27 protein-coding genes are annotated in these 23,601 nt (G+C 47.6%); 7 read left to right on the forward strand and 20 right to left on the reverse strand.

The window, feature by feature from the left end:
* Positions 1–34: 34 nt before the first annotated feature.
* Positions 35–169: a hypothetical protein gene (locus tag C8E01_RS22045; RefSeq protein ID WP_262509635.1), complete on the reverse strand. Its 135-nt coding sequence runs from the start codon at positions 167–169 to the stop codon at positions 35–37.
* A 729-nt stretch (positions 170–898) separates the two neighbouring features.
* Between C8E01_RS22045 and C8E01_RS05095 the strand changes: the two genes are divergently transcribed.
* The 4 genes from C8E01_RS05095 (at position 899) to C8E01_RS05110 (ending at position 5,383) form a co-directional block, all read left to right on the forward strand.
* Positions 899–1,456, forward strand: coding sequence for a DUF4468 domain-containing protein (locus tag C8E01_RS05095; RefSeq protein WP_116542260.1), 558 nt, complete (start codon positions 899–901; stop codon positions 1,454–1,456).
* Positions 1,457–1,559: 103 nt separating this feature from the next.
* Positions 1,560–3,026 carry a DUF4236 domain-containing protein gene (locus C8E01_RS05100; protein ID WP_133242722.1) on the forward strand — a complete coding sequence of 489 codons (1,467 nt, stop codon included), beginning with the start codon at positions 1,560–1,562 and terminating at the stop codon, positions 3,024–3,026.
* An 864-nt stretch (positions 3,027–3,890) separates the two neighbouring features.
* Positions 3,891–4,241: a hypothetical protein gene (locus tag C8E01_RS05105; RefSeq protein ID WP_116542262.1), complete on the forward strand. Its 351-nt coding sequence runs from the start codon at positions 3,891–3,893 to the stop codon at positions 4,239–4,241.
* 818 nt (positions 4,242–5,059) lie between these two features.
* The gene (locus C8E01_RS05110) at positions 5,060–5,383 is read left to right on the forward strand and encodes a helix-turn-helix domain-containing protein (protein WP_116542263.1); all 324 of its coding nucleotides are present in this window, start codon (positions 5,060–5,062) and stop codon (positions 5,381–5,383) included.
* A gap of 83 nt (positions 5,384–5,466) precedes the next feature.
* Here C8E01_RS05110 and C8E01_RS05115 read toward each other — a convergent pair whose 3' ends face one another.
* The 3 genes from C8E01_RS05115 to C8E01_RS05125 form a co-directional block, all read right to left on the reverse strand.
* A complete protein-coding gene (locus C8E01_RS05115; protein ID WP_116542264.1) occupies positions 5,467–5,901 on the reverse strand; it encodes a hypothetical protein in 435 nt (144 codons plus the stop codon).
* Between the two features lie 24 nt (positions 5,902–5,925).
* The gene (locus C8E01_RS21435) at positions 5,926–6,114 is read right to left on the reverse strand and encodes a hypothetical protein (protein ID WP_133242723.1); all 189 of its coding nucleotides are present in this window, start codon (positions 6,112–6,114) and stop codon (positions 5,926–5,928) included.
* Between the two features lie 137 nt (positions 6,115–6,251).
* The gene (locus C8E01_RS05125; protein ID WP_116542266.1) at positions 6,252–6,542 is read right to left on the reverse strand and encodes a hypothetical protein; all 291 of its coding nucleotides are present in this window, start codon (positions 6,540–6,542) and stop codon (positions 6,252–6,254) included.
* 133 nt (positions 6,543–6,675) lie between these two features.
* On the opposite strand from C8E01_RS05125, the gene C8E01_RS05130 reads away from it, so the two are divergent.
* A complete protein-coding gene (locus C8E01_RS05130; RefSeq protein WP_116542267.1) occupies positions 6,676–7,005 on the forward strand; it encodes a helix-turn-helix domain-containing protein in 330 nt (109 codons plus the stop codon).
* A 75-nt stretch (positions 7,006–7,080) separates the two neighbouring features.
* Here the strand turns inward: C8E01_RS05130 and C8E01_RS05135 are convergent, their stop codons facing one another.
* The 13 genes from C8E01_RS05135 to C8E01_RS05195 all read right to left on the reverse strand — a co-directional run bounded on the left by C8E01_RS05135 (position 7,081) and on the right by C8E01_RS05195 (position 18,774).
* Entirely contained in the window at positions 7,081–10,512 is a 3,432-nt protein-coding gene (locus C8E01_RS05135) for a hypothetical protein (RefSeq protein ID WP_116542268.1), read from the reverse strand.
* Positions 10,512–10,691, reverse strand: a complete 180-nt coding sequence (locus C8E01_RS05140; protein ID WP_116542269.1) for a hypothetical protein — start codon at positions 10,689–10,691, stop codon at positions 10,512–10,514. Before C8E01_RS05140 ends, C8E01_RS05135 begins: the two co-directional genes overlap by 1 nt.
* A gap of 220 nt (positions 10,692–10,911) precedes the next feature.
* Positions 10,912–11,295 (reverse strand): hypothetical protein, encoded by a 384-nt coding sequence (locus C8E01_RS05145; RefSeq protein ID WP_116542270.1) that lies wholly within the window; start codon positions 11,293–11,295, stop codon positions 10,912–10,914.
* 5 nt (positions 11,296–11,300) lie between these two features.
* Positions 11,301–11,585 (reverse strand): hypothetical protein, encoded by a 285-nt coding sequence (locus C8E01_RS05150; protein ID WP_133242724.1) that lies wholly within the window; start codon positions 11,583–11,585, stop codon positions 11,301–11,303.
* Between the two features lie 13 nt (positions 11,586–11,598).
* Positions 11,599–11,829, reverse strand: coding sequence for a hypothetical protein (locus C8E01_RS05155; protein WP_116542272.1), 231 nt, complete (start codon positions 11,827–11,829; stop codon positions 11,599–11,601).
* Positions 11,830–11,882: 53 nt separating this feature from the next.
* On the reverse strand, positions 11,883–12,146 hold the full coding sequence (locus tag C8E01_RS05160; protein WP_116542273.1) for a hypothetical protein: 264 nt from the start codon (positions 12,144–12,146) through the stop codon (positions 11,883–11,885).
* Positions 12,147–12,150: 4 nt separating this feature from the next.
* Positions 12,151–12,657, reverse strand: coding sequence for a terminase small subunit (locus C8E01_RS05165; RefSeq protein WP_116542274.1), 507 nt, complete (start codon positions 12,655–12,657; stop codon positions 12,151–12,153).
* 36 nt (positions 12,658–12,693) lie between these two features.
* Positions 12,694–13,965: a DUF6371 domain-containing protein gene (locus C8E01_RS05170; RefSeq protein WP_116542275.1), complete on the reverse strand. Its 1,272-nt coding sequence runs from the start codon at positions 13,963–13,965 to the stop codon at positions 12,694–12,696.
* Positions 13,966–14,101: 136 nt separating this feature from the next.
* Complete coding sequence (locus C8E01_RS05175) at positions 14,102–15,334, reverse strand: hypothetical protein (RefSeq protein ID WP_116542276.1); 1,233 nt, start codon at positions 15,332–15,334, stop codon at positions 14,102–14,104.
* Positions 15,327–15,542 carry a hypothetical protein gene (locus C8E01_RS05180; RefSeq protein WP_116542277.1) on the reverse strand — a complete coding sequence of 72 codons (216 nt, stop codon included), beginning with the start codon at positions 15,540–15,542 and terminating at the stop codon, positions 15,327–15,329. Before C8E01_RS05180 ends, C8E01_RS05175 begins: the two co-directional genes overlap by 8 nt.
* On the reverse strand, positions 15,535–15,900 hold the full coding sequence (locus C8E01_RS05185) for a helix-turn-helix domain-containing protein (RefSeq protein ID WP_116542278.1): 366 nt from the start codon (positions 15,898–15,900) through the stop codon (positions 15,535–15,537). Before C8E01_RS05185 ends, C8E01_RS05180 begins: the two co-directional genes overlap by 8 nt.
* A gap of 60 nt (positions 15,901–15,960) precedes the next feature.
* A complete protein-coding gene (locus tag C8E01_RS05190) occupies positions 15,961–17,475 on the reverse strand; it encodes a hypothetical protein (protein ID WP_116542279.1) in 1,515 nt (504 codons plus the stop codon).
* Positions 17,476–17,484: 9 nt separating this feature from the next.
* Positions 17,485–18,774, reverse strand: a complete 1,290-nt coding sequence (locus tag C8E01_RS05195) for a phage integrase SAM-like domain-containing protein (RefSeq protein ID WP_116542280.1) — start codon at positions 18,772–18,774, stop codon at positions 17,485–17,487.
* Between the two features lie 259 nt (positions 18,775–19,033).
* Between C8E01_RS05195 and C8E01_RS22140 the strand changes: the two genes are divergently transcribed.
* Positions 19,034–19,183 carry a GIY-YIG nuclease family protein gene (locus C8E01_RS22140; RefSeq protein ID WP_394342104.1) on the forward strand — a complete coding sequence of 50 codons (150 nt, stop codon included), beginning with the start codon at positions 19,034–19,036 and terminating at the stop codon, positions 19,181–19,183.
* 51 nt (positions 19,184–19,234) lie between these two features.
* Here C8E01_RS22140 and C8E01_RS05205 read toward each other — a convergent pair whose 3' ends face one another.
* A complete protein-coding gene (locus C8E01_RS05205) occupies positions 19,235–20,962 on the reverse strand; it encodes an SIR2 family protein (RefSeq protein ID WP_133242726.1) in 1,728 nt (575 codons plus the stop codon).
* A 274-nt stretch (positions 20,963–21,236) separates the two neighbouring features.
* Between C8E01_RS05205 and C8E01_RS05210 the strand changes: the two genes are divergently transcribed.
* Entirely contained in the window at positions 21,237–21,668 is a 432-nt protein-coding gene (locus tag C8E01_RS05210; protein ID WP_116542283.1) for a DUF2267 domain-containing protein, read from the forward strand.
* Positions 21,669–21,737: 69 nt separating this feature from the next.
* Here C8E01_RS05210 and cysK read toward each other — a convergent pair whose 3' ends face one another.
* Positions 21,738–22,655 carry a cysteine synthase A gene (gene cysK, locus C8E01_RS05215; RefSeq protein ID WP_116542284.1) on the reverse strand — a complete coding sequence of 306 codons (918 nt, stop codon included), beginning with the start codon at positions 22,653–22,655 and terminating at the stop codon, positions 21,738–21,740.
* Positions 22,656–22,667: 12 nt separating this feature from the next.
* Entirely contained in the window at positions 22,668–23,510 is an 843-nt protein-coding gene (locus C8E01_RS05220; RefSeq protein WP_116542285.1) for a serine O-acetyltransferase, read from the reverse strand.
* Positions 23,511–23,601: the final 91 nt, after the last annotated feature.

The raw sequence follows: 23,601 nt of genomic DNA on the forward strand, positions 1-23,601 counted from the left end.
TCAACAAAAAGCGGCTGACGGGCCGCTTTTTCTTTTACCACCTGTTTACCACTACAATGTTCTCGGCCGTGAGGACCTGCTGCCTGCCCAGCTCCTGTGCCTTGCTACAAATGCTCTCTTTTGGTGTATCACATGTGAGCACCCCGCCCGCGATGCAGTGATGAGGCATCTCCTTCAGTTGAGGCCTGCGTACGCGCTCTAATGGAACTCTACGAATTTAACATGATGCCACAGGCTGAACGACCTGCAGCCGTATGGATGCATGGCTGTTTTCTCGCTATCAGAAGCGAAGCACCTTATAGTGTTGTGCTGTACCACATGAGAAGCTTCTTTGTGGAAGTCTGGTATGATTCACTAAGTAATCACATTGAGCACTCCAGAGGCTTTAAAAGTAAGAATTGCCTAGAGCCATACTTGGCCTTGATAGATGTAACTGATTTATTAAGGCAATGATCAGCATTGGCTCAAAGTACCATAGCTGCCAAATCTAGGAACGTCACTCACCCTAAGCTTGCCCTGAAAGGGGTTTACTCTCCTGGCCGGCCCTTCATATACAAACTCAAATGGCTGTCCCTGCATAGCTTCTTTGATCTATTTCCTCTTTGGGAAGATCTCGGTAGCCGGCTGTGCATCAATCAGGAAAAGACGCGATGTATGGCTCTGCAGGTACTCTCTTAGCTTTAATTTATCCATCATGCTGCTCTAATTCATCCTCCGCATTGTTAGCAAACAGGAGTCTCGTATTTATTTGTTTAAATATATTGGTTATAAAATACTATTAATTACATTTAAGGAGCATTACGCGGCATATTTCTATCTGCTATCAAAGAAGACTGCCACCTGTAGCAAATGGTTGCAGTTGTAATGCCCATCAAGCAAAACATTAAATCTATAAGCTATGCAACTCAGAGTCCTGCTTACATCACTTCTACTGCTCGTAATCCTGAGCGCCACTGCTCAAATACCAACTACTGACGGTCGCGCCCACTACTCTGTAGTCACAACCGTTGATGGCATGAATAAAGACGAGCTCTACCTAGCTGCCTTAGCTTGGGTTAATAAGACCTACAACTCAGGTAAGACCGTTACCCAGACTGCTAATCAGGATGGTGGTATGATCATTGGCAAAGCCCTCTCCAATCGACTTCTTTACAACAACATGGGCATGAAGAAGGATGCTGGCCACTTCGCCTACACCTTCACCATTCAAACAAAGGATGGCCGCTATAAAGTAGACATTGAGAGCATTACCTATGAAAAGGGGGAAATGGTGCTAAAGCCCGGAGCAGACCTTGCAGAAGATTTTCCCCATAATTGGACAGGGTTAATCGGGGATAACAAACAAACCAGGAGAGAGTGGCTAAGCATGCAGGGGCAGGCTCACGCATACTTTACCTTGCTTTTGGAGGACCTTGCTGCACACATGCAAAAAGCTAAGCAGGCTAGTGCTTGGTAATCTTAGGTGAATAGACATAATAGGTATGTCGTAATTAAAATGTTCAGCTTAACAGCTTATAACGAACGGGTGCGAATTCAAAATTAACTTGATATTAACTGATATGGCATTGAAATTTAGACGTAGGCAAAAACTGTTTCCTGGAGTTTATCTTAACTTTAGCTCCAAAGGTGTAAGTACCACTATAGGTATACCCGGGCTGAATGTCAATGTCGGTCAAAAGGGAGCATACCTGAATACCGGCATCCCTGGAACCGGTCTCTACAACAGACAAAAGATCAGCATTGACCCAAGCAATAATAACCTCTTACACCAACACGAAGAGTCTGTATATGAGCCATACTACTTTATGCCTCGAAGCCTAGAGGGGGAAATTAAAAGCAAAAACGCCAACTCCGTAACTAGTGCTGGCTTATCGGAATTAAAGGAAATGTTCTTGTCGGCCAATCAAGAAAAAGCAGATATCCAAAGGGAAATACCGAATGTTTCTTCTCAGGTGAAAAGCGCAGCAACGCTGAAAACGGTCTCCCAGCTTCTGATCTTTGGACTCTTCACTGATAAGTTCAAAAAGATTCATGAAGAGAAGTCACAGTATTTAACTTCTTTGAAACATCAAGAGAAGGAGTGTAAGGTGCAGCTTGACATAGCCATTGAACCTAATATAAAGCATAAGCATGAGCAGCTGATGCGCTCTTTTAAGCTTGTGTCCGGATCGGTTAAAGTATGGGATAAAACCTCATCTATTAAAAACCTTGAAAACAAATCGGCTGCAGGTCAATCCGTTGAGAGAACAATAACCCATGTAGGGTATAATAAAATCGACATCATAAATGCTGATTTCGATGCACTATACTTCCAAAACAAGAACGGCAGCGACATCTACATCTATCCTGCCTTCGCCGTGGTATTTGACAACCTTCTCAACTTTGGTCTTGTTGACTTGAGAGAGCTCAATATAAGCTTTAGGACTAGCAGGTTTTTAGAAGAGGAGGAGATACCTTCAGACTCCAGGATAGTTGGAGAAACATGGGCCAAAGTGAATAAAGATGGTACACCAGACCGTCGTTTTAAAGGCAACTACAAGATCCCAATTGTTGAGTATGGCGAGGTCATTTTCAAAAGTCCAGGAGGGGTTCATGAGGTGTTCATGTTTAGTAATCATAATGCGGCTAAAGAATTTGTGGACCATTATAACAACTACATTTCTACAGAGGCTTCGAACAAAAACAGCCAGAGGATTGCCCCATTAATGGAGGATGAGCATCCAATAAGCAACAGCTATGTAAGCCACAGACAAGCAGCAATAGTTGGTATGGGAGAAGCCAAGCACATTGAATACAACCAGTTAAGAGTGATTGTCATTTCCGACAATTTTTTTAGGCTTGAACTACCGGATGGGGAGATAGTGACAGGAAAGTTAGCCCCACTAGGAAACCCAGATAGAGTGGAGGAAGGTGCTGCATACTATACGACAGACAAGGGATGCCCTTTAGTGATTAAGCCCACAGAAATCTTTATCAATTTATTTTCGACACATGACGCTGCCTATACATTTTTCCTCAAAGAATAAAGAAACCTTCACCACTCAGTACCAAAAGTTAAAGCTGGTAGCCAACAATCCCATAGATGACTACCAGCTTGCTGTTTAAAACACAATGGGAGTCCTGAAATCGCCTAAAGCGAAGGGAAGCCTTGAGGCGTATATTAAAGCGTATATTCCCTTTTTAGTGGGAGGTACTAATGGCAATGGAGATGAATGGTAGTAAACCCATATCATATTACGTGAAGTATTTCTTGATCCTGGTCACCACCCACCCCAATCGGGTTGGCTATGAGTTGCACAAACTGAAGCGCGATTACGAATAGATCACGTCAGTAATCTCTTGTGTTATAGTTACTACAGGAGAAGAAAATCTTCCGGTTTCGCTGATCTTTTGACCGGGGGTGGTTTAAAGGAGACACTCCCCATATGATAAGCTCTCATAATTTGTAAGAATTCGGCACCGATACGTACTACTTCTCTGCCCTATTAAGGCTTTTTTTAAGAATGTCATTATGCTGTTCAGCCTCTCGTACTATAGTTTACTACAAGGGAAACGGCTTTCGCGCAAAAACCATCGAAAGTCGACCAGGGGTGGTTTACAAGGTAGCCCCCTCCTGACACGCGCATGCAGACTTGGCTCTATAATGCAACCCGGGATTGCATTATGTTTCCCTTGTTGGGCACAGATTGTAAGCTCTGCAAGGGTGACATTCCAAATGCTACCCTACACTCAATCTCTCTTACTAACTCAATCTCTCTTACTATAGTATACTACAGATATAAAAACGACTTGATGAGGATTTGTTGATTTTTGGCAGGGTTCGATTTCAAATCCTACCCTCCACGTGTGGCACGTGCGCACTATTGCAGTAGACCACGTACCTTTGCCCCATGAAGTGGCTGGAACTTAATGATGCTGTGATCGGCAGTGGCGCAATCTACCTGTTCGGGTGTGAACCTGGTCAGACTGCCTACCAGTTAAAGCGCCTGCTGAAGGAAAAGCGCCCTAATGTAATTATCCTCTATGCCGGCTCTGCCAATAAGATCAAAGAATACCAGGCAATGCATTGGGTAAAGAGCTATGGCTCGGGTGTCTTTCACAACTACATGACAGAGGGCTATCGAAAGAATGTGCTGGCAACCGCGCTGCAATCACTTCATTCGGCCTTGCAGTGCCTCGAGCAGGTGCATGGCTTTATGCCTAAGGAAGTGGTGCTACTGCGAGCCCATAAGAGCGCTTAGTTTATTACAGGCTTGCATCCCAAACTGCAAAATCGCAGGATGACTGCCTCCAGGAGTTCATCTAGGAGTTGGAGCCCAAACTTAGATTTCCAAGTTTGAACGCCCAAAGTGGCGAGCAAAAAGAGGGGGTTACAATTGAATCAGACCCGGGCAATAGGGTAAACCATGATAAAATTTGCTTTACTACTTTTACTCAAAAACAGTAAAAGTCCGACAAGAGGGGAATTCTCCTTTTGCCTTTAGCAACCCCGGCTGCTCAAATCTGAGCATACCACATCTGCCCCACTGAATAAACAAAACTATTCATCATACCAGACTTGGGATTCCAAGTTTGCAGCCAAAGGTACTAATTTGGGCTATCCTATAATTAGCCGAGAAGCAAGGTCGGAATTCTTAACTCGGTATTTGAATCCCAATAGCGGAAGTCTGTTAGAGGCCATGGGCCGCGTTTTAAACGCGACCCCCAAAGGGAATATCTTCACTTTGAAGTATTTGAGTCGCGGCCCATTGAAAGGTGATATGGGAATACACATACTAGTCTGCCTTTTACTTTTTTTACAGTAAAAGTCGTGTATTGCTTGTCCTCTACGAATCTATACTGCTTGATGCACGCCCTTTTACCGGCATAGTATGAATGCGCAAAATTGCGTAGTGAATTAAGGGTGGCCAGGCCGCGTTTAAAACGCCACCTGTAGGGGGAACATCTTCATCCCGGATAACTTGAATATATCGATCACGTTTGAAACGCTTGACGTTCACCAGAGAAGTATATACTACCTTGCAAGTTAACTCTAAATATCGCCAAAAAGGACATTATAATGGCAGTGAAAGTAATTGAGGAGCATGAATATTTGAAGCTTCTGGAACGCCTCGAGAAGTTAGAACAGAAGGTCGCCAGCCTTGAAAAGACCGCCGTGCAATGGCTAACCACCGACCAAGCCTGTCAGCAACTGCAATGCGGCAGGGAAAAGCTCGACAGCCTGCGCAAGTCCGGCAAGATCGAATACCGTAAGATCGGCGCCACCTACCGCTACCTGGCCTCCTCCATAGCTGACTGCTACGAGGAGACAATTAAAGCCAAATCGGGACGCGGGAAGAAGCTTCCCAAATTGGCAAATCAGAGTAAGAAACGATTGTCGTAACCTAAGCCTAAACATCCATACTGATTAAACTTGAAAAGCCGAAGCAAAGCCCCGGCCCTTTCCGCTATGAAGTCGTAAAGTCTTTACTCGAAGTCATACATGCGTACATAGATTCGTTTGCCCCTGCCACGCTCGTTAAGCTGAGCCATCACGTACATGCGGTATGCGCCGTCCATCAGCCGGCCGTGCCTGTCCAGGCAAACCGGGCTCGCCTCGTCATAGGGGACAGCTGACAGGATCGCCTCGAACTTGGCAAAGTGCACCTGGTTCTCTAAAGGAGCCGACCGACGCGGGCTGAGGTTGCGGTAAAAATAAATATTAGGCTCAATCCAGCCCTCCATCAGTACGGGAGCATCTTTGAATACGCTATGGTCATTGAGCGTATTGAGGCTGTTGGGCAGGTCGTTATGGCGCAGGAACGCCTGCAGGTTGTGCCGCATTGAAGCATTTGGCTTCTTGCAGCGTTGGGGCTTCTGTTTCCCGGTAAGTGTGGCGTTGATGGTAGTTGAAGTTTGCATGGCTGGTGACTAGTTTAATACTGCTTAAATTGAATTCTTATTATCAGGGGCAATACGCTCCTTGATGCTCTCCAGCGTGAAGCCTTTGCTTCGGAGATAGCTGATCAGGGACTTGGCCGACACGTAGAGCTTGCCCTCCCCCTTCATGGTCAACTCTCCCCTCTCTCTGGCGGCGTTGGTGCCCTTGTAGCTGGTCAGCCCGTGGATCTTCATGGCGTGCACTTGTGCTAGGGGTATCCAGCCATAGGCGTTCAACACAAGTTCAGCTATATCCTGCCGTTCTTCTAGCCTCTCAAGGCGCTCAATAAGCTGCTGGTGTTCTTTTAATGTAGGAACCTCGATACCCATGGCTACACATCCAGATCTACGCCCTTAGCTCCTCTCAGCAACGCATTGCGCAACTGGCGTAGGGTAAAGAGCAGGTTGCTGGCATAAATTGCATCAAATCCCCCATTGAGGAACATATCTAAGAGAAGACTGTGTGCATCTTCCAGCGATTTAGCGATGCATTCCGGCTGACTTGTACTTTCCATAACAAGGTTGAGCAATGCTGTTGCATCAAAGGATTCCTCAGGGGAGTGCTTGTAGTGGAATACAGTGTTTATCATTTCTGCTGGCTGAGTTTGTGTTAAGCTTTTCATATACTTTACCTTTGTTAGTTATTTAAAGACTTTTATTACCTTTGTTCGTATTAATAAGACAAATTTAGTACCTTATACCGAACAATGCAAATAAACGTTTTATTTTATCTAACAATTTATTTAAAAGTTTAATATGTCTGAACAAACTACTTTTGGAGGCCGCTTAAAGGACTTCCGGAAAGCCAAAAAACTGAGTGGGGAAGAACTTGGTGGAATTGTAGGGATAGGCCGTGGGCAAGTATCCAGTATCGAAAATAATAAATCCATGCTCACTTTAGAGGGCTGTATCAAGCTGTGTAATGCTTACCCTGAGTTGGACGCCAATTGGCTGATAACCGGTCAGGGTGAAATGCTCAAAGACAGCGAGCAGTCAAATGGGGATTGCTGGCCCCTGCTCCAGGCTGAGCGCATTAAATCCGAAACGCTGGAAGCCCTCCTTAGCAAACACGGCATTATCAAATAGCCATGGCGCCAGTAACTTTAGAAGGTATATATATAAAATAAAGGGAGGCTATGTGACAGCCTCCCCTTTTTAAACTCACTGCTTTCTGATATGCCTGGTTCTCGAGCCTTGTTTCTCCACGCGGTGGGTTTCAGTCTCATACACCTCGAATGCCCCTTTACCCTGGTCGCGTAGGTCTTTCAGGTATCCGGTCATCTGCTTCATTTCCCTGATTTGGTTTTCCACTTTCTGCTGACCGCCCGTTACCTGCACAACCTTTACCTCCGTCTGGAGCTGCTGCAAGCGTTGGGGTGTTTCCGGATTTGGTGTGATCACGCCCGTACCGTTCAGCATCCAGTCGAGTGATAGCTTACTTAAGGCTCTTTCGTCATTAGCATTAATCGCATCTAACCATGGCCAGTACTTGTCTGTACTCTTCTTATTCGTCACGTAGAAGTTCTCCCCTCCCTCGATGTTGGCAATGCGTCGGCCGGTTCTATTCTCCACCACGTCAATACCCCCCTGTGCGTGTGAGGGTCCGTTGATCAGACTGCCCTCGCCCCCTTTGGCGTAGGTCTTCACAGAAGCTGCCTGCATGGCTTTGGATTTGGCCGCAAAGAAGGCCCCGAACATGGTAGCAATTAAACCAATGGCCAGCGGCACACCCACAAACGGGATCGGCGACATCACCTTGAATATCTCGGAAGAGGAGGTAATCATATTGGAGATCTGCAAAGCGGAATCCAATAGGACCTGCTGGCGCTGCGCTTTCTGCTGATCGCGCATGGCCTGCTCGCGCTGCTGTTTAAGCTGGTCGTATTCGGCCTGCTTGGTTTGCACGTTCGATGCGAACCCTTCCTGCGCCAGCGCAATCTCGCGGTCCAGTTCACGGCCCTTTTCGTCAATCTGACGGGTGAGCGATTCCACTTCCCTTTGCCGCAAGGCGACCATGTTTTGTGTCCACTCCTGCACGTAGTTCAGGGTGGTGTTCATGGCATCGGTCATAGCAGCGTACTGTTCGTCATCTAGCCCAAGAAGACGTTGCAGGCTGAACTTGCTCTGTTCGTTTTCGAGGTCTTCCTTCTGCTTATTCAGTTCCAGGAGCATGTTCTTGAGCTGCAACTGGCGCAGCGTGCTCTCGTCGTCGGTTTCGTTGGCAATCAGGGCCAGCCTTTTACGGGCAAACTCGATCTGCAGGTCCAGTAGCTTCTCTTGCTTCAGGCGCTCGATCTCCACGGCATCCACGCCCTGCAGGCTGTTGAGGTCCAGCAACGCGCCCTGTGTGGAGAGTTCTTCCTGGTAATCGATGTTCTTGTTGGCCAGTGAGCGCGTCAGGCGGGCCTTCTCGCGTTCCTTGGCCGTGCGCAGGGCAATGGCTACCTCGCGCTGCCCGGCTTCCTCTGCGGCCCTGATTTCAGCGTCGTATTTGTTTTCAAGCTGCTGCAGTTCTTTGGCGTCCGAATCCTTCTGCAGGTCCAGGATTTTATCGCGTTGCTGCTGTTGCTGCTTGTAGAGTTCATCATAGTATTTCTTGTTTATTTGTTGCGACAAGATGCGCAGCTGCTCCAACTGATCTGTCGAAAGCTCACTGCTCAGCCCCGCCTCACGCTGCTTTTGGCGCATGGATTTTTCCATCTCTGCCAAAGCATCCAGTTCGTGTTTTCTGACTGCATCAAGGTACTGTTTGCTATTCTTGTCAAGCATCTCAATACGGGCACGGGCTGCATCTTCAGTAAGCTGTAACAGCATGCGATTCAGTTCCTGTTCAGCCTGCTCTCGTTTCTTGTTGGCCTCGTCCCGTTTCTTCTGCGCTTCCTTATCCCCTTTCCCCAGGATCAGGTCTATTTCTTTCTGAATATCCTCTGCCTCTTGCAGCAACCTAGTTCGGTCAGCCTTATCTTTATCCGTTTCAGGGATAATATTCATGGCCTCTGTGATTTTAGCTTCTGCTTTTGCCTGCAGTTCTGTGATGGTAAGGATATTGGCTTTGGCACGCTCCTGCTCCTTCAGGGTTTTACTTTGATTTTGGAGCTGTGAAAGCACGTTTTCGATAGCCTTGGACTGGTACATCAGAGGGGAATCTTTTACCTGTCCGGCTGCGTCACTGATTCGCCCTTCTTCCACGTCCTTCACCAACTGTTTGCGCTTGGCATCCAACTCGCGTTTCTGGTCCATCAGTTTATCGATATGCGAGTCGAGGGCGGCTATGGAGAGCTCTTTGATTTTCCCGTAATTCTTGGCCAATTCCTCTGTCATCTCTGCGACGCGCTCAGTGTCCAGTGCTGTTGGGTCAAACAGCCATTGCATGAACTTACCGGCACCCAGTCTAATATTCTCCCATGTGGCACTCAGACGGTCTGTCCGGTCTGCCAGGTAGTTCACACTCTCTCCGCTTGCCTCCATTTCCCGCTGGATGATATTGCCAACCGCTGTGGCAAAATCACCTGTCTTTTGAAATTCCTTCTGTATCTCTGTGACAGAAAGCCCGAGGTTATCCAGGATTAAAGGTGACTTTCTGCCGATGCCGTTCACGATGCTGTCCACTAGGAAATCCACGCTCTCACCTGTTTCCCTTGCACGTTTCTGGGCAAAGGCAAGGCCTGAACCCAATGTATCCAAAGGGATTTTGAAATTGCTTGCCTTGACTGCGCTTTGCATGAGCTGCAAATCCGACACAGTGCCCTTTGTCTGCTCCCGTAGCTTCTGCATCTGTTCCCTGCTGCCGATGCGGGCAAAGGCCAGCTCTACACCTTCAGCTTTTTTAGCGAGGTCAAACAGCTCCTTGCCGAATTGTAATACCTGCTGCACACCAAAGGCTATACCGACAGCGCCGGCGAATTGCAGGACGTTCCCTTTGAGGGACTGCATCAGGCCGCCGGACTTTTGGGTAGCATTGCCGAACTCGTCAAACCCGGAACGCCCGACCGCTGCCGTCTTTTTCAGCAGCGACTCGGTTTCCTCAAGTCGCTTGTTATATTTTGAAATATTTTCAGGTAAGGTCGCCTGCTGAATGGCTTTGCGGTATAGATCGGCCTGCCTTTGTAGTTTCTCCATCAAGCCCAACTGTGCCTTGATCGGGTTGCCAAGGCTGTCAAACCCGCGCCTCCCAATATTCCCCAAACGATCGATTTCTTTTTGAACAGAAACGATTTTGGCGTTGTACTCGGCAATGCGCTTGGTGTCGGTGCTTTTGTCTACAATCGCCTTGTAGCTGTTCATGGCGATCTGGAGCTGCTGAATGGACTTCTTCAGGTCGCCAACTTCTGCGTTGGCCCCATTTAAAGAGTCTTCCTGCGCTTTGGCCGCTGCCTTTGCCGCCGCCGCTACCTTGTCATACATCTTCACCCCGTCTCCCAGCGACTTGTTGTAGTTATCAGCGACATCTGCCACATTGCTGAACGCGGTTTTCGTTGTCTTTTGCAAAGAGTCTACCTTACTGTGCAAGTCCTGCATGAGCGCCGCTGTGCGCTCCAACCCTGATATAGGGCCAGTAAGATCTAAGATAAATTTCTGGACTACCTCTCCCATTATCGAAACTTTATAAAGCCCTGTTCCTCCTCCAACTGATCGACGCGCAACTGCAGCGCCGTGCGCTCCAGATCAGCATGACGGGCATAGGCTTCCGCTTTCCGGCAACGGTGAGCCAAAAACAACAGCCGCACCAATAGGGCGACACTGACAACCAGTAAAAGAAGTGTATAGGACATACCTGTATGAATTAGATTAAGACCTCTTATTAATTCACGGGGAGAGCCCCCTCCAGGTATTGTAATGCGGTCAGGATGACCTAAGAATCAAGTAAATATAGAAATATCCGGTACAAGTTCCTAGCTGTAAAGCTATAAGGAGTATACGGAAACCCTACGGAATGTACTGTATTTTAGACTCGTAGAGCTTACCTTAACACTGCAGGGTGTACGGCTTTCCCTACTTCTGTTTGCGCCGAAAAAAGTGCTTAATCTTCGCACCTAGGAACTGCGAAAAGCTAACGTTTTCCAGGTTTATGAAAGGGGGGCAATCCAGTTCACGTTCAATCCTCTGCTTCTCCAGAGAAGTGAATATATTTACAAGCAGCTGCTCACTGTGCAAAGTGAAATCCTGAAAAGCCTCATGTGCATTTTTGTAGCCAGCGCTCATCTCTATCAGCGTGTGCTCTACAATTTCAGGCAGGTCGTGCTCGTGGATTAGACCAACAGCTAACTTGGCGCACCCCTCGCTGACACATCTTAGATACTCTGCATTCTGCTTATACCTTGCATGATGCTCATCAATGTAGGCATCGATAGTATTCTCAATTTCGTTGTGGTTCATGACTATTATATCCAGTGGTTTGATACTCTCTCGCTGTTCAAGCGGGTTATTGTTTTCTCCAATTCGGTGTTTTCATTTGCAAATACTATTAGAAAGTTACCCTTATAGCTCTTATCCACCTCTTTCCTAGTAAGCCCTGAGACGCCCTGGAATGTAAAAAGCCCATCTGGGGTACCCACGGCCAGTGGTATGGTGATATCTGCTGATTTGTCCAGCTGCTCTACAGCCTCACGAGACGTCAGCCTGCCGCTTAGGATTTGCTTAAGTATAGTGCGTGGGTCTTTTTTCATCTTCTTTGTTGCTTCAGCCAATTACGATTTCTTCCATCTGCCCAAAGGGGTCTATTATTTTAAGTTTCTCTTGCCACTGCTCCTGGGTTATGGTTTCACCATCATAATTTAAAGTACCATCTCCATTTTCTATAATCACATACACGATGGTTCTCCCGTTATCCTGCAGTGCGGCTGCAGCTTGACGTCCTTGAATGCGGCCGTTTAGCAACTGCTTTAAAATCATTCGCCTATTATCCTTCATCGCAGTATTTTTTTCTGTGGATAGTCATTGATTAATCAAACCAAGTGTGTGCCTCATCCCCCATCTTTCCGCCCTCCTATGGTAATCACTATCTTGTGCTTATTCAACTTGTCACGCTGTCGCTCGGCCTCGTGCTCCTCGTAGGTGTGCACTTCATCGCTGTCCATTTTGCGCCAGAGGCGGGCTTCCGGATCCTGTATCCATACCGTTACCCTGGTAGTGCCATCCAAGGCGTGCTCCAACTCCCTGACTGCGCTTTCACCCTGGATCCCTCCCTGCATGATGCGCTTGAGAACATCTCGCTTTCTGTCTTTCATGTGCTTATCGTTTTAGGCGTTGCAGTAATTCCTCTACCAGCTGGTCCAGTCTTTCCGGAGGCAGCTTGTCGATCAGGTCTGAGGCGGTCATGTACCCTCCCAGGTTCTTCATCAGCATATCGATCGCAGACAGCTTGGAGTGCATCTTTAACTTGATTCCTGTTGGCGTTTGCATGATCTCCTGAATACCGGCTCGCTGCGCTTCGGTTAGTTGGTTCAGCGGCTTAAGTTCGTTTGTTGTAGGGTCCAACAGATCAGGCAAGCTGGCAAAAGCAATCTTTGCGAGCTCAGAAACAAGGTGTTTTACCTGCACTCCTGTTTCATCTGCCACCTGCTTTTGCAGCCGCTGAATCTCCTCCTGAACTGAAGTTTTCTGAAGGAGCTGGTAGCCCTGCTCCATGGCCGTCTTCTCTGAGAAGCCGGCGCGTATGGCCGCCGCTGTGGCGTTGCTGTCTTTGAGATACTCTAGGCAGAAACGCTGCTGTTTGGCTGTCATCTTGTTCTTTTCCATTTGTGATTATTTGTTATGCTTCCGGTTGTCATCTTTTTAATTGTTTAGTGATTGTCGGTAGGTGGTGAGTAAATTACTGGTGTGCAGCACGTATGTCTTACAGGCTTGGAACCGGTCTGAAAGCTGCTGGTAATGCTCTGCCTTCCTTGCCGCACGTTCATGCCCCAGTATCGCTGTAAGCTCTTCGAATGTGCAGTGGTAGAATTCAGGCTCTTCCTCCTGCTGCTGCGCTTTTGTTTCCGGCTTGATGCCTTCTGCGTTTAATGCGATCAGGTAGTCTGCCAAGTCAAGGCCTGCAATGCGTTCTGCTTCACCTGCTTTGCTATTAAGCAGCTCTGATACTGTGAAGGAAGTGACTGAGCTTAGTTCACTAGCCAATCGACTCCATTCTTCGTGAGCATTCAGGTCAGGGTATAGCACCACCTCCCGCCCTTTGAGCACATGGCACTTTTGCTCTTTCAACATCCCTTTCCCTCCTGTCGCAAGCCAGACGAACTCAGGCAGGTAAGCGCTGGCTATAATGGCTGTTTTCTCACTCTCCACAATACCCACCGGTTTGCGGGGCTCTGTCTTTAGCAAGTGCTCTCCAAAAAAGCATTGGCTCAGCTGATAGTCCTTTAGCTTAAGGGCACTATGCAGCCATGTAACAAACCCGGCGCCTTTAACCGGGTCTTTCACCCGCTTTCCCGTGTCAGCGTGGTAAAGCATGATCTTGCCGCTCCTAATGCCGCCTTCGCTATCGATCTGATAGAACACAGTTGCGCCTGGCCAGTGCTTAGAGGTGCCTATGAAGTAACGGGCTATCAGTAGCGCTGTCAGGTCAGGACCGAACAGGTGCTGCAGGAACCCTGTAAAGTGATTCGCCTGGTACGCCTGCAGACTGCCCTTGAATACATCCGTAGGGACATAGCTGGCAGCTGGCGTTATATTACGCGCCGGCGCAGGTATTGGCTTAGGTTTCGGCTTTACTGGACTTGCCTGCTCTTGCTCGCCAGTTACCAGATACTCTTTTGGGGTATGGTGGTATGTGCAGGCTAAGCATTTGCCAACGACATCTGCTAAGTAGGCGTCTGCATTTTCCGTATCAATGTACCTGCTGAAGGAGTTTGGCTGGTGACATTCGGGGCACATATGAGCAGCCTGAAAGGTAACCCCACAGCTGTGGCAATGTCCCCTGTCTTCGAAGCCAACATACGGGGCAAACTTCCCGTCCTTGTTGCTTTTCCCGCATGGGCAATGCGCTACCTTGGAGCGCTTTTTCTCAAACTCCGCGTCAGGTAAAGGTTCTAGTATGTATCGGTAAATCATCCTACAGCTAGTGTTATGGAAAGGGCTAAAAGACGTTTGCAAATTGCAAGACCGTATATAGGGGTTTGCAAACTTGCAATCGTTGCAAAGTTGTTTTGCAAAGGTGTTTGCAATCGTGCAATCAACTTATTCATAGCTAGATAACCTGTTTGAGACTGTAAAGCATCTCTTTATTCTCCTGATCCTTGTGCAACTTGCATAATCGGCCCGCGCGGTCGTATAGATTCATGTCCAGGTCAATGATTTCCTTCAGCCTGGTGTCGATCGTGCGGTCCTTTGCCCCAAACTCCTTGCATAGCTTATCCATCAGGTCTCTGCGCTTCATCTGCTCCCCATCTCCCAGGTACATCTCTATGTGCTCTATCATGTCTTCTGCAGGTGCTTTGTGCTTCCGGCTGTTCACCAACCCGGATACCTCACTGTCATCTGCCAGCACAAGTCCTTTGGCCACGTCGCTGTACTTCATGTAGAAAGGTGTATGCCTGGCAGTGCTTCTACACTTGAGGTACTTCACTCTGATCAGGTCGGTGTCATTCTGGTTGGCGTCCTTCTCAAACCCTACCTGCATAACCGTGCTGGCTTTGTTCATCAACTCAGTGCCGAAATGCCCCCGAGCTTTGTCACTCCTGGGGTTTTCGTGTATCAGGCACAGGAAAATTACGTTGTGCTCATTGATGGCAATGTTCATCAAATCGATAAGCTCCATACTCTTGTCTACCTTGTTGAAGTCCTCGATGCAGTCGGTCGATACATCCAGCACAATAAAGAGGGGGTTGGGTGTTCTTTGCTGGAGTTGCTTCAGGTACATGTCCAGTGTTTCGAATCGGTGCTTGCGGGGCACTTGCAGCAGGCTGATGTACTCAAAGTTGTCAGGGTGATCAGTTTTTGCGTATCCGGCTTTAAGCTGGATAGATTGCAGAGCGTAAGGGAACTGCTCAGTCAGGTTGCGTTCCGTATCCGCGTACACCCCGGTGTATCTGGGAGCGTTTGGATGCACCGTGATTCCTAACAACTCATGCTCACAATTGGGGAGCTTCAGGATTGTTGATATGAATGCCTCCGCCAACCTGCTCTTATGTGAGCCGGCCGGTCCTTGTATGACGTTGATGGTGTGTGGAAATATGACCGCATTGCCGTTCTGCTGTAACACCGGGTCAGAAAATTTGATGTCCTGCGCTTTAAGCTCCTTTAGTTTTGCCTGGGTAGCCAGGACCGTTCCCAGATGCTTCTTTATGATATCCTCTTCAGACTCCTTCTGTTGATCCTGCCTAGGCTTGGGCTTGCTCTTTGCCTGCGTGGCTTCCTGCTTGATTTCATCAAGAGTTATACCTACTGTATCAAAATTGAATTCGGGTTTCAGGTTAGCCATTCTTGCGGCCCTCCTTTGCCTCGTGTGCCTGGATGTGCTCTTGTAGCTGCTCTACACTGATACTAAAGCGCTTAGCAATGTTTTCGAGCCCCTTATCTGAAAAGGTGAGAAAGGGTACGGCCTTCAGAAATTCAGAAAGTTTCGTATCTTTGGTCTGTTCCTGGCCGAACAAAGACTCTTGAGGAGGATTGCTGATATGTTTACGCATACTGCTGTCCTCCTTTCTTTTTTCTCCTGGCACTCTTTGCCAACGCCAAGTCAGCCTCCCCAGTGTCGGATGGATCCACCGTCTGCGTTTCAATCCAGTTGAGCAACTCTGCGCGGGAGAAGACTAACTTGTTATTGAACTTTTGGAACGGTATTCCTTTTGCTGCGGTCAGTTTGTATAGGTGCGACTCACTGATGGGCACACCTTGTTCACCTAGGAATTTGAGTGCCTGCTCCCTAGTGAGGCGCTCCGGATAGTCTTGTTTTTTAGGCTGCCCTGAAACTGCTTTTATATCCAATAAAAGGGTTTCTAATCGGTTGAGCCTTCTTTCTAATATTGCGAATGGGTTGTCAATCATGGCCTTTACGTTAATGTACAGACCAAAATTGCTAAGGAAAGAAGTTGGATTTCTTGCTAATCAGTTGTGCAACTGATTAGCAACTTTCAAGCTTTGATAAAAGCTCTTGATAATTCTCTTCTCTTTCGAAATTTTAGCTTCATCCCTTGGCGATGTGCCACCATTCATCTTATCAAATTGCTTTCTATAGGCTTCTCTCGTCCAGATGCCGCCAAAGCTATTTATCAGGGCTTTATAAAAATCCGTCAGTTCCAGCTCACAGTTTTTCTTGATTGCCTGAAAGTCTTCGAGGGCCTTCACCATGTACACCTGTCTCGCTGGCCTCGTGCCCCTGTATTCTTCCTGTAGATTAGCATATATCTTTACGCCTTCGCCTGTTAAATAATCTGAGAAGCAAAGTTGTGGTTGCTCTTTTGCACCTTTGTCAGATGTATTGATTGAATCATCAATAGCCTTCAACCCCAAGTTCCCTAACTGCTCTTCCAACCATTCTTTAAACAGGACATATTCCCCATAAACTGCAATGGATAAGAAGGAGTCGTTATCAATGCCGTGGGTGTTGTAGTATCCATTCGTCAACCTAATGTACTCTTCTTTTTCATCTTTGAAGTCAGGTCGGACACTATGACTGATGCCCAACGCCTTCCCGATCCCGGTGTTGTGGGTGCTTTCGATAAAATTGACTATTTCAGCTAATCGCCTTTGCATAGACTCGGGTTTGATACCGCCCACTGTTCTTGCCAGCCCAAGCTGTAAATCCTCGCATATCTGCTGTGATGTGTATGCTCTAAACAGCTCCCACTTCTCTTCAAGTGTCTTAAGCTCTCTGTATTTAAACCACTCCTCTCCAACAACAAAAACCACTTCATTGCGAGACCGATTATACCAATTGGCCTCATCTTTTGTAATCTCCTCAACTCTTCTGTAAGTCTTGAGATAAACCAAGCTCTGCTTGTCATGGCCTATCACGGCTTTGTATAGTTCGTTAGCAAGAAATTCGTGAACTGTGAGCAAGTTATAGTTGATGCCTGGCTCAACTTCACGGATATCCAAAATATCACTTAGCTGCTCCCTTAAACCATATACACTTCTTAACTTTGCAAATAGTATGTGGTACAGCTGAAGGATAAAAACCGGACCGGCATCTCCTTTAATACTGCTATCCTCAACAATCAAACATTCAAATACAGATGCTATGTCAGGGTACAAGTCAAAGCCCATTATCTCATCATTGATTATGTCTCTATAGTTAACCTTGCTTAGCCTCTGTATGGCCAGCTTGATGCGTTCCTCGACTTGTCTCATTAACTTTAGTTGATTGGGTGCCGCCTCACTCCTCAGCCCCAAAACATCTGCCAGAGCGGGCCCTCTAAGCTTTTTGAGTTGGTGTCTATAGTCGCTTGAATAAGGGTTATAATGGTCTAGCTTCAATGTTGAAAACACTGGACTACCAGCAGGTGGAGTTTGAGACTGTTTAAAGTCTGGTGGCATGTTTTTAAAATCAATAGCTTGGCACTGTTCACTCCGCAATCTTAATGATTCTATTTCTGCTAGGTAAGCTTTGAAATCCTGCATGTGTCGATCTTAGAAGTTTGTCAATAAAGCTGCATTTTTCACCCGCTCTTCCTGTTCAAAGCTGGCAAGGTAATTTTCTGTTGTTTTCAGGTCGTTATGCCCCAAGCTCTCGGATATAAAAGCAATATTGGCCCCTGAACGCTTGAGCACACTGGCATAGCTGTGCCGGGCAGTATAGGTGCTGATATTGCCGATCCCAAGCTTCTCCCCTATAGCCTTCATCTTGTCATTCATCAGTTTGGTGATGTTCTTGATGATTCGCCTTTCAGCCTCAGGGCTTTCGCCTCCTTTCAGAAATGGAAACAGGAAGGTGTCGAGACCACTATACTTATTGCCCCAGGTATCTATTATAGTTTGCATCTCGGGGGTGACGAAAGCATGGATCAGCTTTTTCTTTTTGGCTTTTGCAACTGTTTTCTGTCTGTAAAAGCAAATCTCTCCATTCCTGACGTTGGAGTACCTAAGCTTGCAGATATCAGTGATATTAGCCCCATTGCACAGGTATGAGAAAAACCAAATGTCACGGCACATCTTAATAGTATTGGTCTCACATTCGTATTTGACAATCTTCCCAATCTCAGCGATCGCCAAAGCGATATTGCGCCCCTCGTGCTGGGGGATTTCATACTTACCTTTCCCGAAGGGGTGCTGTGAGGCTTTGATAATGCCAGCAGCCTTAGCTTCGTTCATGATAACCTGCAGGGCCCGCATGTACATAGATATTGTGGTGTAGCTCTTCTCTAGCTTTAGCAGGTGCTTTTCATAATGTTTCAGCCAGGTAATGGTAATCTGGGAGAAAGCCACTCGGTTCCCCCAGGCAAGCGCCGTATCCCGGAACTTATCCCCCTTCAGTAGCTTGGGGTCAATTTCGTTATGCTCGAACAGGAGAATGCTGCGCAGTGTGTAACGGTACCAGTCTGCAGTACTTACCTTGCCACTTTCCTGCAGCTCTTCTACCTTCGCGATGAAGGACACGTTCAGTGTGCTGCTCAGTCCCTTTCCCAGTCGACTGTTGAGATTGTCAAAGGAGAAGATGTCCTGCTTGATCAGATCTTTCACCTGGTCTTTCACCTTGTCGGTCGTCACCTGAATTTCCCTTCTGATATCGATCAGGGTTTTGCTTTTGGTAGCGGGCAGCTTATCCCAATCCTCTTGCGACATGGTTTTGCCGGTAGCGTAATACTTCTGTTTTCTACGGTAGGTCACTCGGACTTTGACCGGATACAGACCTTCTTTGGTATCCCTGCGGGTATCTAAAACCGTGGTGAGGGTAACCCCGTTATCTGAGTAATCAAACATAATACATTCCCTATTTTTGTATGCACACAAAACCTGTACATACAATTTGCATACAAATATAGCGAAAGGCTGCTAAAGAAAGCATTAAGAAGAAGAACTAAATTTGCCTGTATCAGCTAATTAAAGCTATTTGGAATACTTAAACAGATAGGCACAACATGGAGAAAATATACTGTTTTTGCATGGCATGCAAGAGGTCATCGGTTCGACTCCGATATTCTCCACAAAGGCAACCTACCAAGGTTGCCTTTTTTGTTTTATGGCTTACTATACCTATATACTATACTCCGAAAAGGTTGATCGCTATTATGTGGGCAGTTGCCAGGATATGGAGACAAGGTTGGTGCAGCACAACTCTGGGCGTAACACCTCCACCAAAGCAGGAATTAATCTTTGTAAGAAAACATAAAAGTGGTATAGCACTGTACCCAAAGTTTAATGTTCTGGCTAAGGCCACTTACTAAAAATAATACCCCGAAAGCTTATCAAAATATTCCTTAAACTTCTTTTCGGTGTGCTTGAGGTCGGTGATATCGACAAATAAAGAGGAAGAAAACAGGCTGTTGCCTTCTATATGATTTCCTAGTTCAGAAGCAATCTGTTCAAACGGGTGCTTGATGCCGTTCTGTTTGACTCTATACCCGAACCTGCCGACAGGAGTCCTGCCTTTGCCCATAATTTTGGTGTGAGACAAAGCCAGCAGGTATTCGAACCTGTCAAACAGGTTTTCATAGTCTTTGCTGTGCGGAAGGAAGGCGCTGAAGATTGGCTTCAACTCTGAGAATAATAATTCAGACATAGGCACAAGCTGCCTGTTTCCCATGGCTTCCCGTAGCGTGTTATAATCCAGCACCTTAGCCACATGGACATAATCAAGAATCGGAGCTTCTCCATACCTGACGTGGGATGTCATGGAAAACATCTTAGACAATAGCCTGTAATCTTTCTTCAGGATGCTGGCAAGCCCGATGCTGTAAAGGAAGATAAGCCCAGGCAGCGTTTCCAGATCATGCCACACGCCCCCCTCGCCTTCCCGCTCTTTTTCGGACGTAAAGCAGGCTAAGCTATTGAGCCAGATGGAATGGTGCTGCTCTTTCCCCCAGTAAACTCCGTTTACAAACAAGTCGCCTAGGGTACTAGACTGCTGGAAGTAGTAATTTACCCGCGACTTAATTTCTTCTTTGGCAGGTATACCATTAACCGGTAAGGCATCGAAGTTAACCTTCAATTGATCAACCTCGCCCCTGATCAGATCATGAAGCGATATGATTTGGTCGTCCTGCACAATATACTTCTTCAGTTTGGCTACTGCGATCTGCGATCTTGAAAGGTTATTAGGTCTGGCCTTCTCAAGGGCCTCTACTTTATCGTACAGTTCCTTAAAAAAGGAGTCAGCATTCGTAATGCGCACAGCCTTCCCTCGTCTGATATAGGCCAGTTCTTCCAGTTCGTTTCCTGGCTGGTCTGAGAAGGTAAAGTAGTTGGAGAACCTGAATTTATTGGAAGTCTCCAGCGCCTCTTTCAGCACACTGTCATTTTCCGCTGACCAGCCGCAGGTAATCAGCCCGAAGTTATCAGACACATAGCGCAGCAGCTCCGATAGTCTCTCCTCATACTTGTCTGCCTCGCTCTTTATATTCAGGAAGCTGGAATCTATGTAGTCCCCGTTGACCTTGATGACTGTAACCTTCGCATGAACAATCGGCAGACTGTTCACAATATGACTGGGGCAACTGATCACGACTGGCTCTATGCCGATGCATCTCAGGGCGTTTTCCATCAGCCTGTCCAGGGAAGTCGTCAGGATAACCCGTACATACCCCTTGCTAACCAGGCGGGCAATTGTTTGATGGGCGGGTGTCGGTTTTTTCAGCCCCTGTTCCAGCTCTGCGTCACTGGGCTCGAAGTACCTCCGCAGCAGATTATGCCGTTCTGTCTCGGTGTTGGCAAGCGGCTCGAGCAGACTCACGTAGCCGGGCTTTACTCCAAAGCGCTCCAAAAACCACTTCTCCGGATTCGGCTCACACTTCGAATTTTCCAGAATAGCTAGCTGCCTGATCAAATCTGAGGCTATTTCCCTATCACTAGGTATACCGGCACTTCCGGCAACCCCGGAGCCGAGCAATAACGCAAATGCGCCTTTGTTGTTAAAAATTGAATGTGCTACCGAGGAGACTTGCGTATTCATACTGTGTGATGCGTCTATACGGGTACAATATATAGAATATTTTATACTTAATCCACTATAATTTTCCCCACTAAGTTATGTCTCAGAGAATTATAAATTTTATGCTCGATAGGCTCTGACAGAACCATTCTGCCGTTGATTATAACGTTGTCGCGATTCGTTCTTCCATATTTGTACATCCTGAACAGTTATACCTGAGAAAACAGGTATACCGGAACATGCCCCCCTCCTGCCCGTACCATATAGGACGTAACGCTTAAAGAAGGGAGGATCTATGTTTATTTTTGAAGACAGCACCAAGGATGCAGCATTGCTGCTGAAGGATGTAGCAGCAGAACTACAAACGGAGGATCTCAACAAAGCCGGTCGCATATTCAGGGCTGTGCTGCAATCCATACGGGATAGAATGCCTGTACATGATGCCATACAATTCGCTGCCCAGCTTCCCATTTTCTGGAAAGGTGTTTACTTTGATCAGTATGACCTGAATAAGGTACCTGTGAAAATCCGGGATGCGAACGACTGGATTAATTATATCCGAGGCAAAAACGCCTTTGCCGCAGATAACGATTTTCAACAGGATGAAGAAATCATGGCAGCTTTCCGGGCTGTGTTCCAGGCTCTGCAGCGCAGCATGACCGACGGTCAGCTACAGAAAGTAAAAGAATCATTAAACGAGGATATCCAGGAACTGCTGGCTGCCTAAAATAGCAAAATGCGCCGCCTGTTGCTGAATGCAAAGGGCGGCGCATTTTTTAGACATATACCCTGCGCTCTACACAAAAAGCCCCTCCACGGAAAGGTAGCGTTCGCCGGTATCGTAGCAAAAGGTCAGCACCCTGGCCCCATCCGGAATCTCCTCGTCCAACTTCTGCTGCACAGCCGCCAGAGAAGCACCAGACGACACGCCAACAAATATGCCTTCCTCCATTGCGGCCCGTCTGGCAAAATCGTAGGCGTCGTCGGCTGCAACCTGCACCACGCCATCCAACAAACTTGTATCCATGATAGAGGGCACAAAACCGGCGCCTATACCTTGTATCGGGTGTGGCCCAGGCTGCCCGCCACTCAGCACCGGGGAGGCAGCAGGTTCTACTGCGTATACCTTCAGGTTCGGAAAATGCCGCTTAAGCACCTTGGCCACACCTGTTATATGCCCTCCGGTGCCTACACCGGTGATCAGGTAGTCCAGGCCTTCCGGAAAGTCAGTCAGAATCTCCTGCGCCGTGGTTTCGATATGGACCTGCGTGTTAGCCTCGTTGTCAAACTGCATGGGCATCCAGGAGTTGTCATGTTCTTCGAGCATTTCGCGGGCACGCTCGATGGCACCTTTCATGCCCTTTTCGCGTGGTGTCAGTTCCAATTTGGCTCCATAAGCCGTCATCAGCCTGCGCCGCTCAATAGACATGGACTCCGGCATTACCAAGATCAGGTGGTAGCCCTTCACGGCAGCGACCATGGCCAGCCCCACGCCCGTGTTACCCGAGGTGGGCTCAATGATCACGCTATCCTTTTTGAGGATACCCTTTGTTTCAGCGTCTTCTATCATGGCCAGGGCAATGCGGTCTTTGATGCTGCCGCCCGGGTTTGCGCGCTCCAGCTTCATCCATACCTCCGCCTTGTCTTTGAACATGCGGTTGATCTTTACATGGGGCGTTCTGCCTATGGTCTCCAGTATGCTATTTGCTTTCATATACGTGTCTTTTTAAATTGAAAAATTCAGAACATCGGCTCTATCTTCATAATAACTCACTTTGATCTGCGGACGATGGTATACCCTGGCAAAAGGAGGCACACTTTCGGTCAGCCACACATTTCCTCCTATAATGCTGTCGTGCCCTACCTCCGTTTTGCCGCCCAGTATGGTGGCTCCGGCGTAAATGATCACATTGTCCCCGATGGTCGGGTGGCGCTTCACATTGGCCATCGATTTCTCGACACTGAGTGCGCCCAGCGTCACGCCCTGGTATACCTTTACATTGTTTCCAATGTGAGCCGTCTCTCCAATTACAACGCCCGTACCATGGTCTATACAGAAACGGGCTCCTATGCTGGCTCTTGGATGGATGTCTATACCTGTCTTGGTGTGGGCATAGGTAGCGAGCACACGCGGCAGCAGGGGCACACCCATGCGGCAAAACTGGTGCGCCAGCCTATACACTGCCACAGCAAAAAAACCCGGATAGGTCCGGATTACTTCGTCTACGTTTACAGCGGCCGGATCGCCTGCCTCGATGGCTGCGGCATCGTCGTTGAGTTGCTGCTGCAGGTCTGGCAAGGCTTTGAAGTAGGCATCCGCTATCTCATAGGGTTTCCCGGGCAGGCGTTCCTCTATTCTGAACAGGATTTTCTCCAGATCGGAACGGAGCATCAGGGCATAGGCCTCTACCTCAGAACGGGAACTAAAGGAGCGCTCCGAGAGTGACGGAAAGAGCAGTTGCAGCAAGCCGTCCAGAAAAGCGCAGCTCATAGAGTGCGGCACTACATGGCGTGACTGCTGGTGCACAGTTGTTAAGTGGTCAATAAAAGCTTGGCTGATTGCTGTCATGTTGATGGAGAAACAACTAGTCCGGATGAAAGTTTTATGGCATTGTCTACACTAGATTGCTATACGAGCGAGCAATACCCTATGTCTACTT

The organism is Pontibacter virosus (assembly GCF_003096355.1).
GTDB lineage: Bacteria > Bacteroidota > Bacteroidia > Cytophagales > Hymenobacteraceae > Pontibacter > Pontibacter virosus.

Bases quoted from the DNA above. Each gene is read 5' to 3' on its own strand.
- C8E01_RS22045 (WP_262509635.1), bottom strand. From the start codon at position 169: ATGCCTCATCACTGCATCGCGGGCGGGGTGCTCACATGTGATACACCA.
- C8E01_RS05095 (WP_116542260.1), top strand. From the start codon at position 899: ATGCAACTCAGAGTCCTGCTTACATCACTTCTACTGCTCGTAATCCTG.
- C8E01_RS05100 (WP_133242722.1), top strand. From the start codon at position 1,560: ATGGCATTGAAATTTAGACGTAGGCAAAAACTGTTTCCTGGAGTTTAT.
- C8E01_RS05105 (WP_116542262.1), top strand. From the start codon at position 3,891: ATGAAGTGGCTGGAACTTAATGATGCTGTGATCGGCAGTGGCGCAATC.
- C8E01_RS05110 (WP_116542263.1), top strand. From the start codon at position 5,060: ATGGCAGTGAAAGTAATTGAGGAGCATGAATATTTGAAGCTTCTGGAA.
- C8E01_RS05115 (WP_116542264.1), bottom strand. From the start codon at position 5,901: ATGCAAACTTCAACTACCATCAACGCCACACTTACCGGGAAACAGAAG.
- C8E01_RS21435 (WP_133242723.1), bottom strand. From the start codon at position 6,114: ATGAAGATCCACGGGCTGACCAGCTACAAGGGCACCAACGCCGCCAGA.
- C8E01_RS05125 (WP_116542266.1), bottom strand. From the start codon at position 6,542: ATGAAAAGCTTAACACAAACTCAGCCAGCAGAAATGATAAACACTGTA.
- C8E01_RS05130 (WP_116542267.1), top strand. From the start codon at position 6,676: ATGTCTGAACAAACTACTTTTGGAGGCCGCTTAAAGGACTTCCGGAAA.
- C8E01_RS05135 (WP_116542268.1), bottom strand. From the start codon at position 10,512: ATGGGAGAGGTAGTCCAGAAATTTATCTTAGATCTTACTGGCCCTATA.
- C8E01_RS05140 (WP_116542269.1), bottom strand. From the start codon at position 10,691: ATGTCCTATACACTTCTTTTACTGGTTGTCAGTGTCGCCCTATTGGTG.
- C8E01_RS05145 (WP_116542270.1), bottom strand. From the start codon at position 11,295: ATGAACCACAACGAAATTGAGAATACTATCGATGCCTACATTGATGAG.
- C8E01_RS05150 (WP_133242724.1), bottom strand. From the start codon at position 11,585: ATGAAAAAAGACCCACGCACTATACTTAAGCAAATCCTAAGCGGCAGG.
- C8E01_RS05155 (WP_116542272.1), bottom strand. From the start codon at position 11,829: ATGAAGGATAATAGGCGAATGATTTTAAAGCAGTTGCTAAACGGCCGC.
- C8E01_RS05160 (WP_116542273.1), bottom strand. From the start codon at position 12,146: ATGAAAGACAGAAAGCGAGATGTTCTCAAGCGCATCATGCAGGGAGGG.
- C8E01_RS05165 (WP_116542274.1), bottom strand. From the start codon at position 12,657: ATGGAAAAGAACAAGATGACAGCCAAACAGCAGCGTTTCTGCCTAGAG.
- C8E01_RS05170 (WP_116542275.1), bottom strand. From the start codon at position 13,965: ATGATTTACCGATACATACTAGAACCTTTACCTGACGCGGAGTTTGAG.
- C8E01_RS05175 (WP_116542276.1), bottom strand. From the start codon at position 15,334: ATGGCTAACCTGAAACCCGAATTCAATTTTGATACAGTAGGTATAACT.
- C8E01_RS05180 (WP_116542277.1), bottom strand. From the start codon at position 15,542: ATGCGTAAACATATCAGCAATCCTCCTCAAGAGTCTTTGTTCGGCCAG.
- C8E01_RS05185 (WP_116542278.1), bottom strand. From the start codon at position 15,900: ATGATTGACAACCCATTCGCAATATTAGAAAGAAGGCTCAACCGATTA.
- C8E01_RS05190 (WP_116542279.1), bottom strand. From the start codon at position 17,475: ATGCAGGATTTCAAAGCTTACCTAGCAGAAATAGAATCATTAAGATTG.
- C8E01_RS05195 (WP_116542280.1), bottom strand. From the start codon at position 18,774: ATGTTTGATTACTCAGATAACGGGGTTACCCTCACCACGGTTTTAGAT.
- C8E01_RS22140 (WP_394342104.1), top strand. From the start codon at position 19,034: ATGGCTTACTATACCTATATACTATACTCCGAAAAGGTTGATCGCTAT.
- C8E01_RS05205 (WP_133242726.1), bottom strand. From the start codon at position 20,962: ATGAATACGCAAGTCTCCTCGGTAGCACATTCAATTTTTAACAACAAA.
- C8E01_RS05210 (WP_116542283.1), top strand. From the start codon at position 21,237: ATGTTTATTTTTGAAGACAGCACCAAGGATGCAGCATTGCTGCTGAAG.
- cysK (WP_116542284.1), bottom strand. From the start codon at position 22,655: ATGAAAGCAAATAGCATACTGGAGACCATAGGCAGAACGCCCCATGTA.
- C8E01_RS05220 (WP_116542285.1), bottom strand. From the start codon at position 23,510: ATGACAGCAATCAGCCAAGCTTTTATTGACCACTTAACAACTGTGCAC.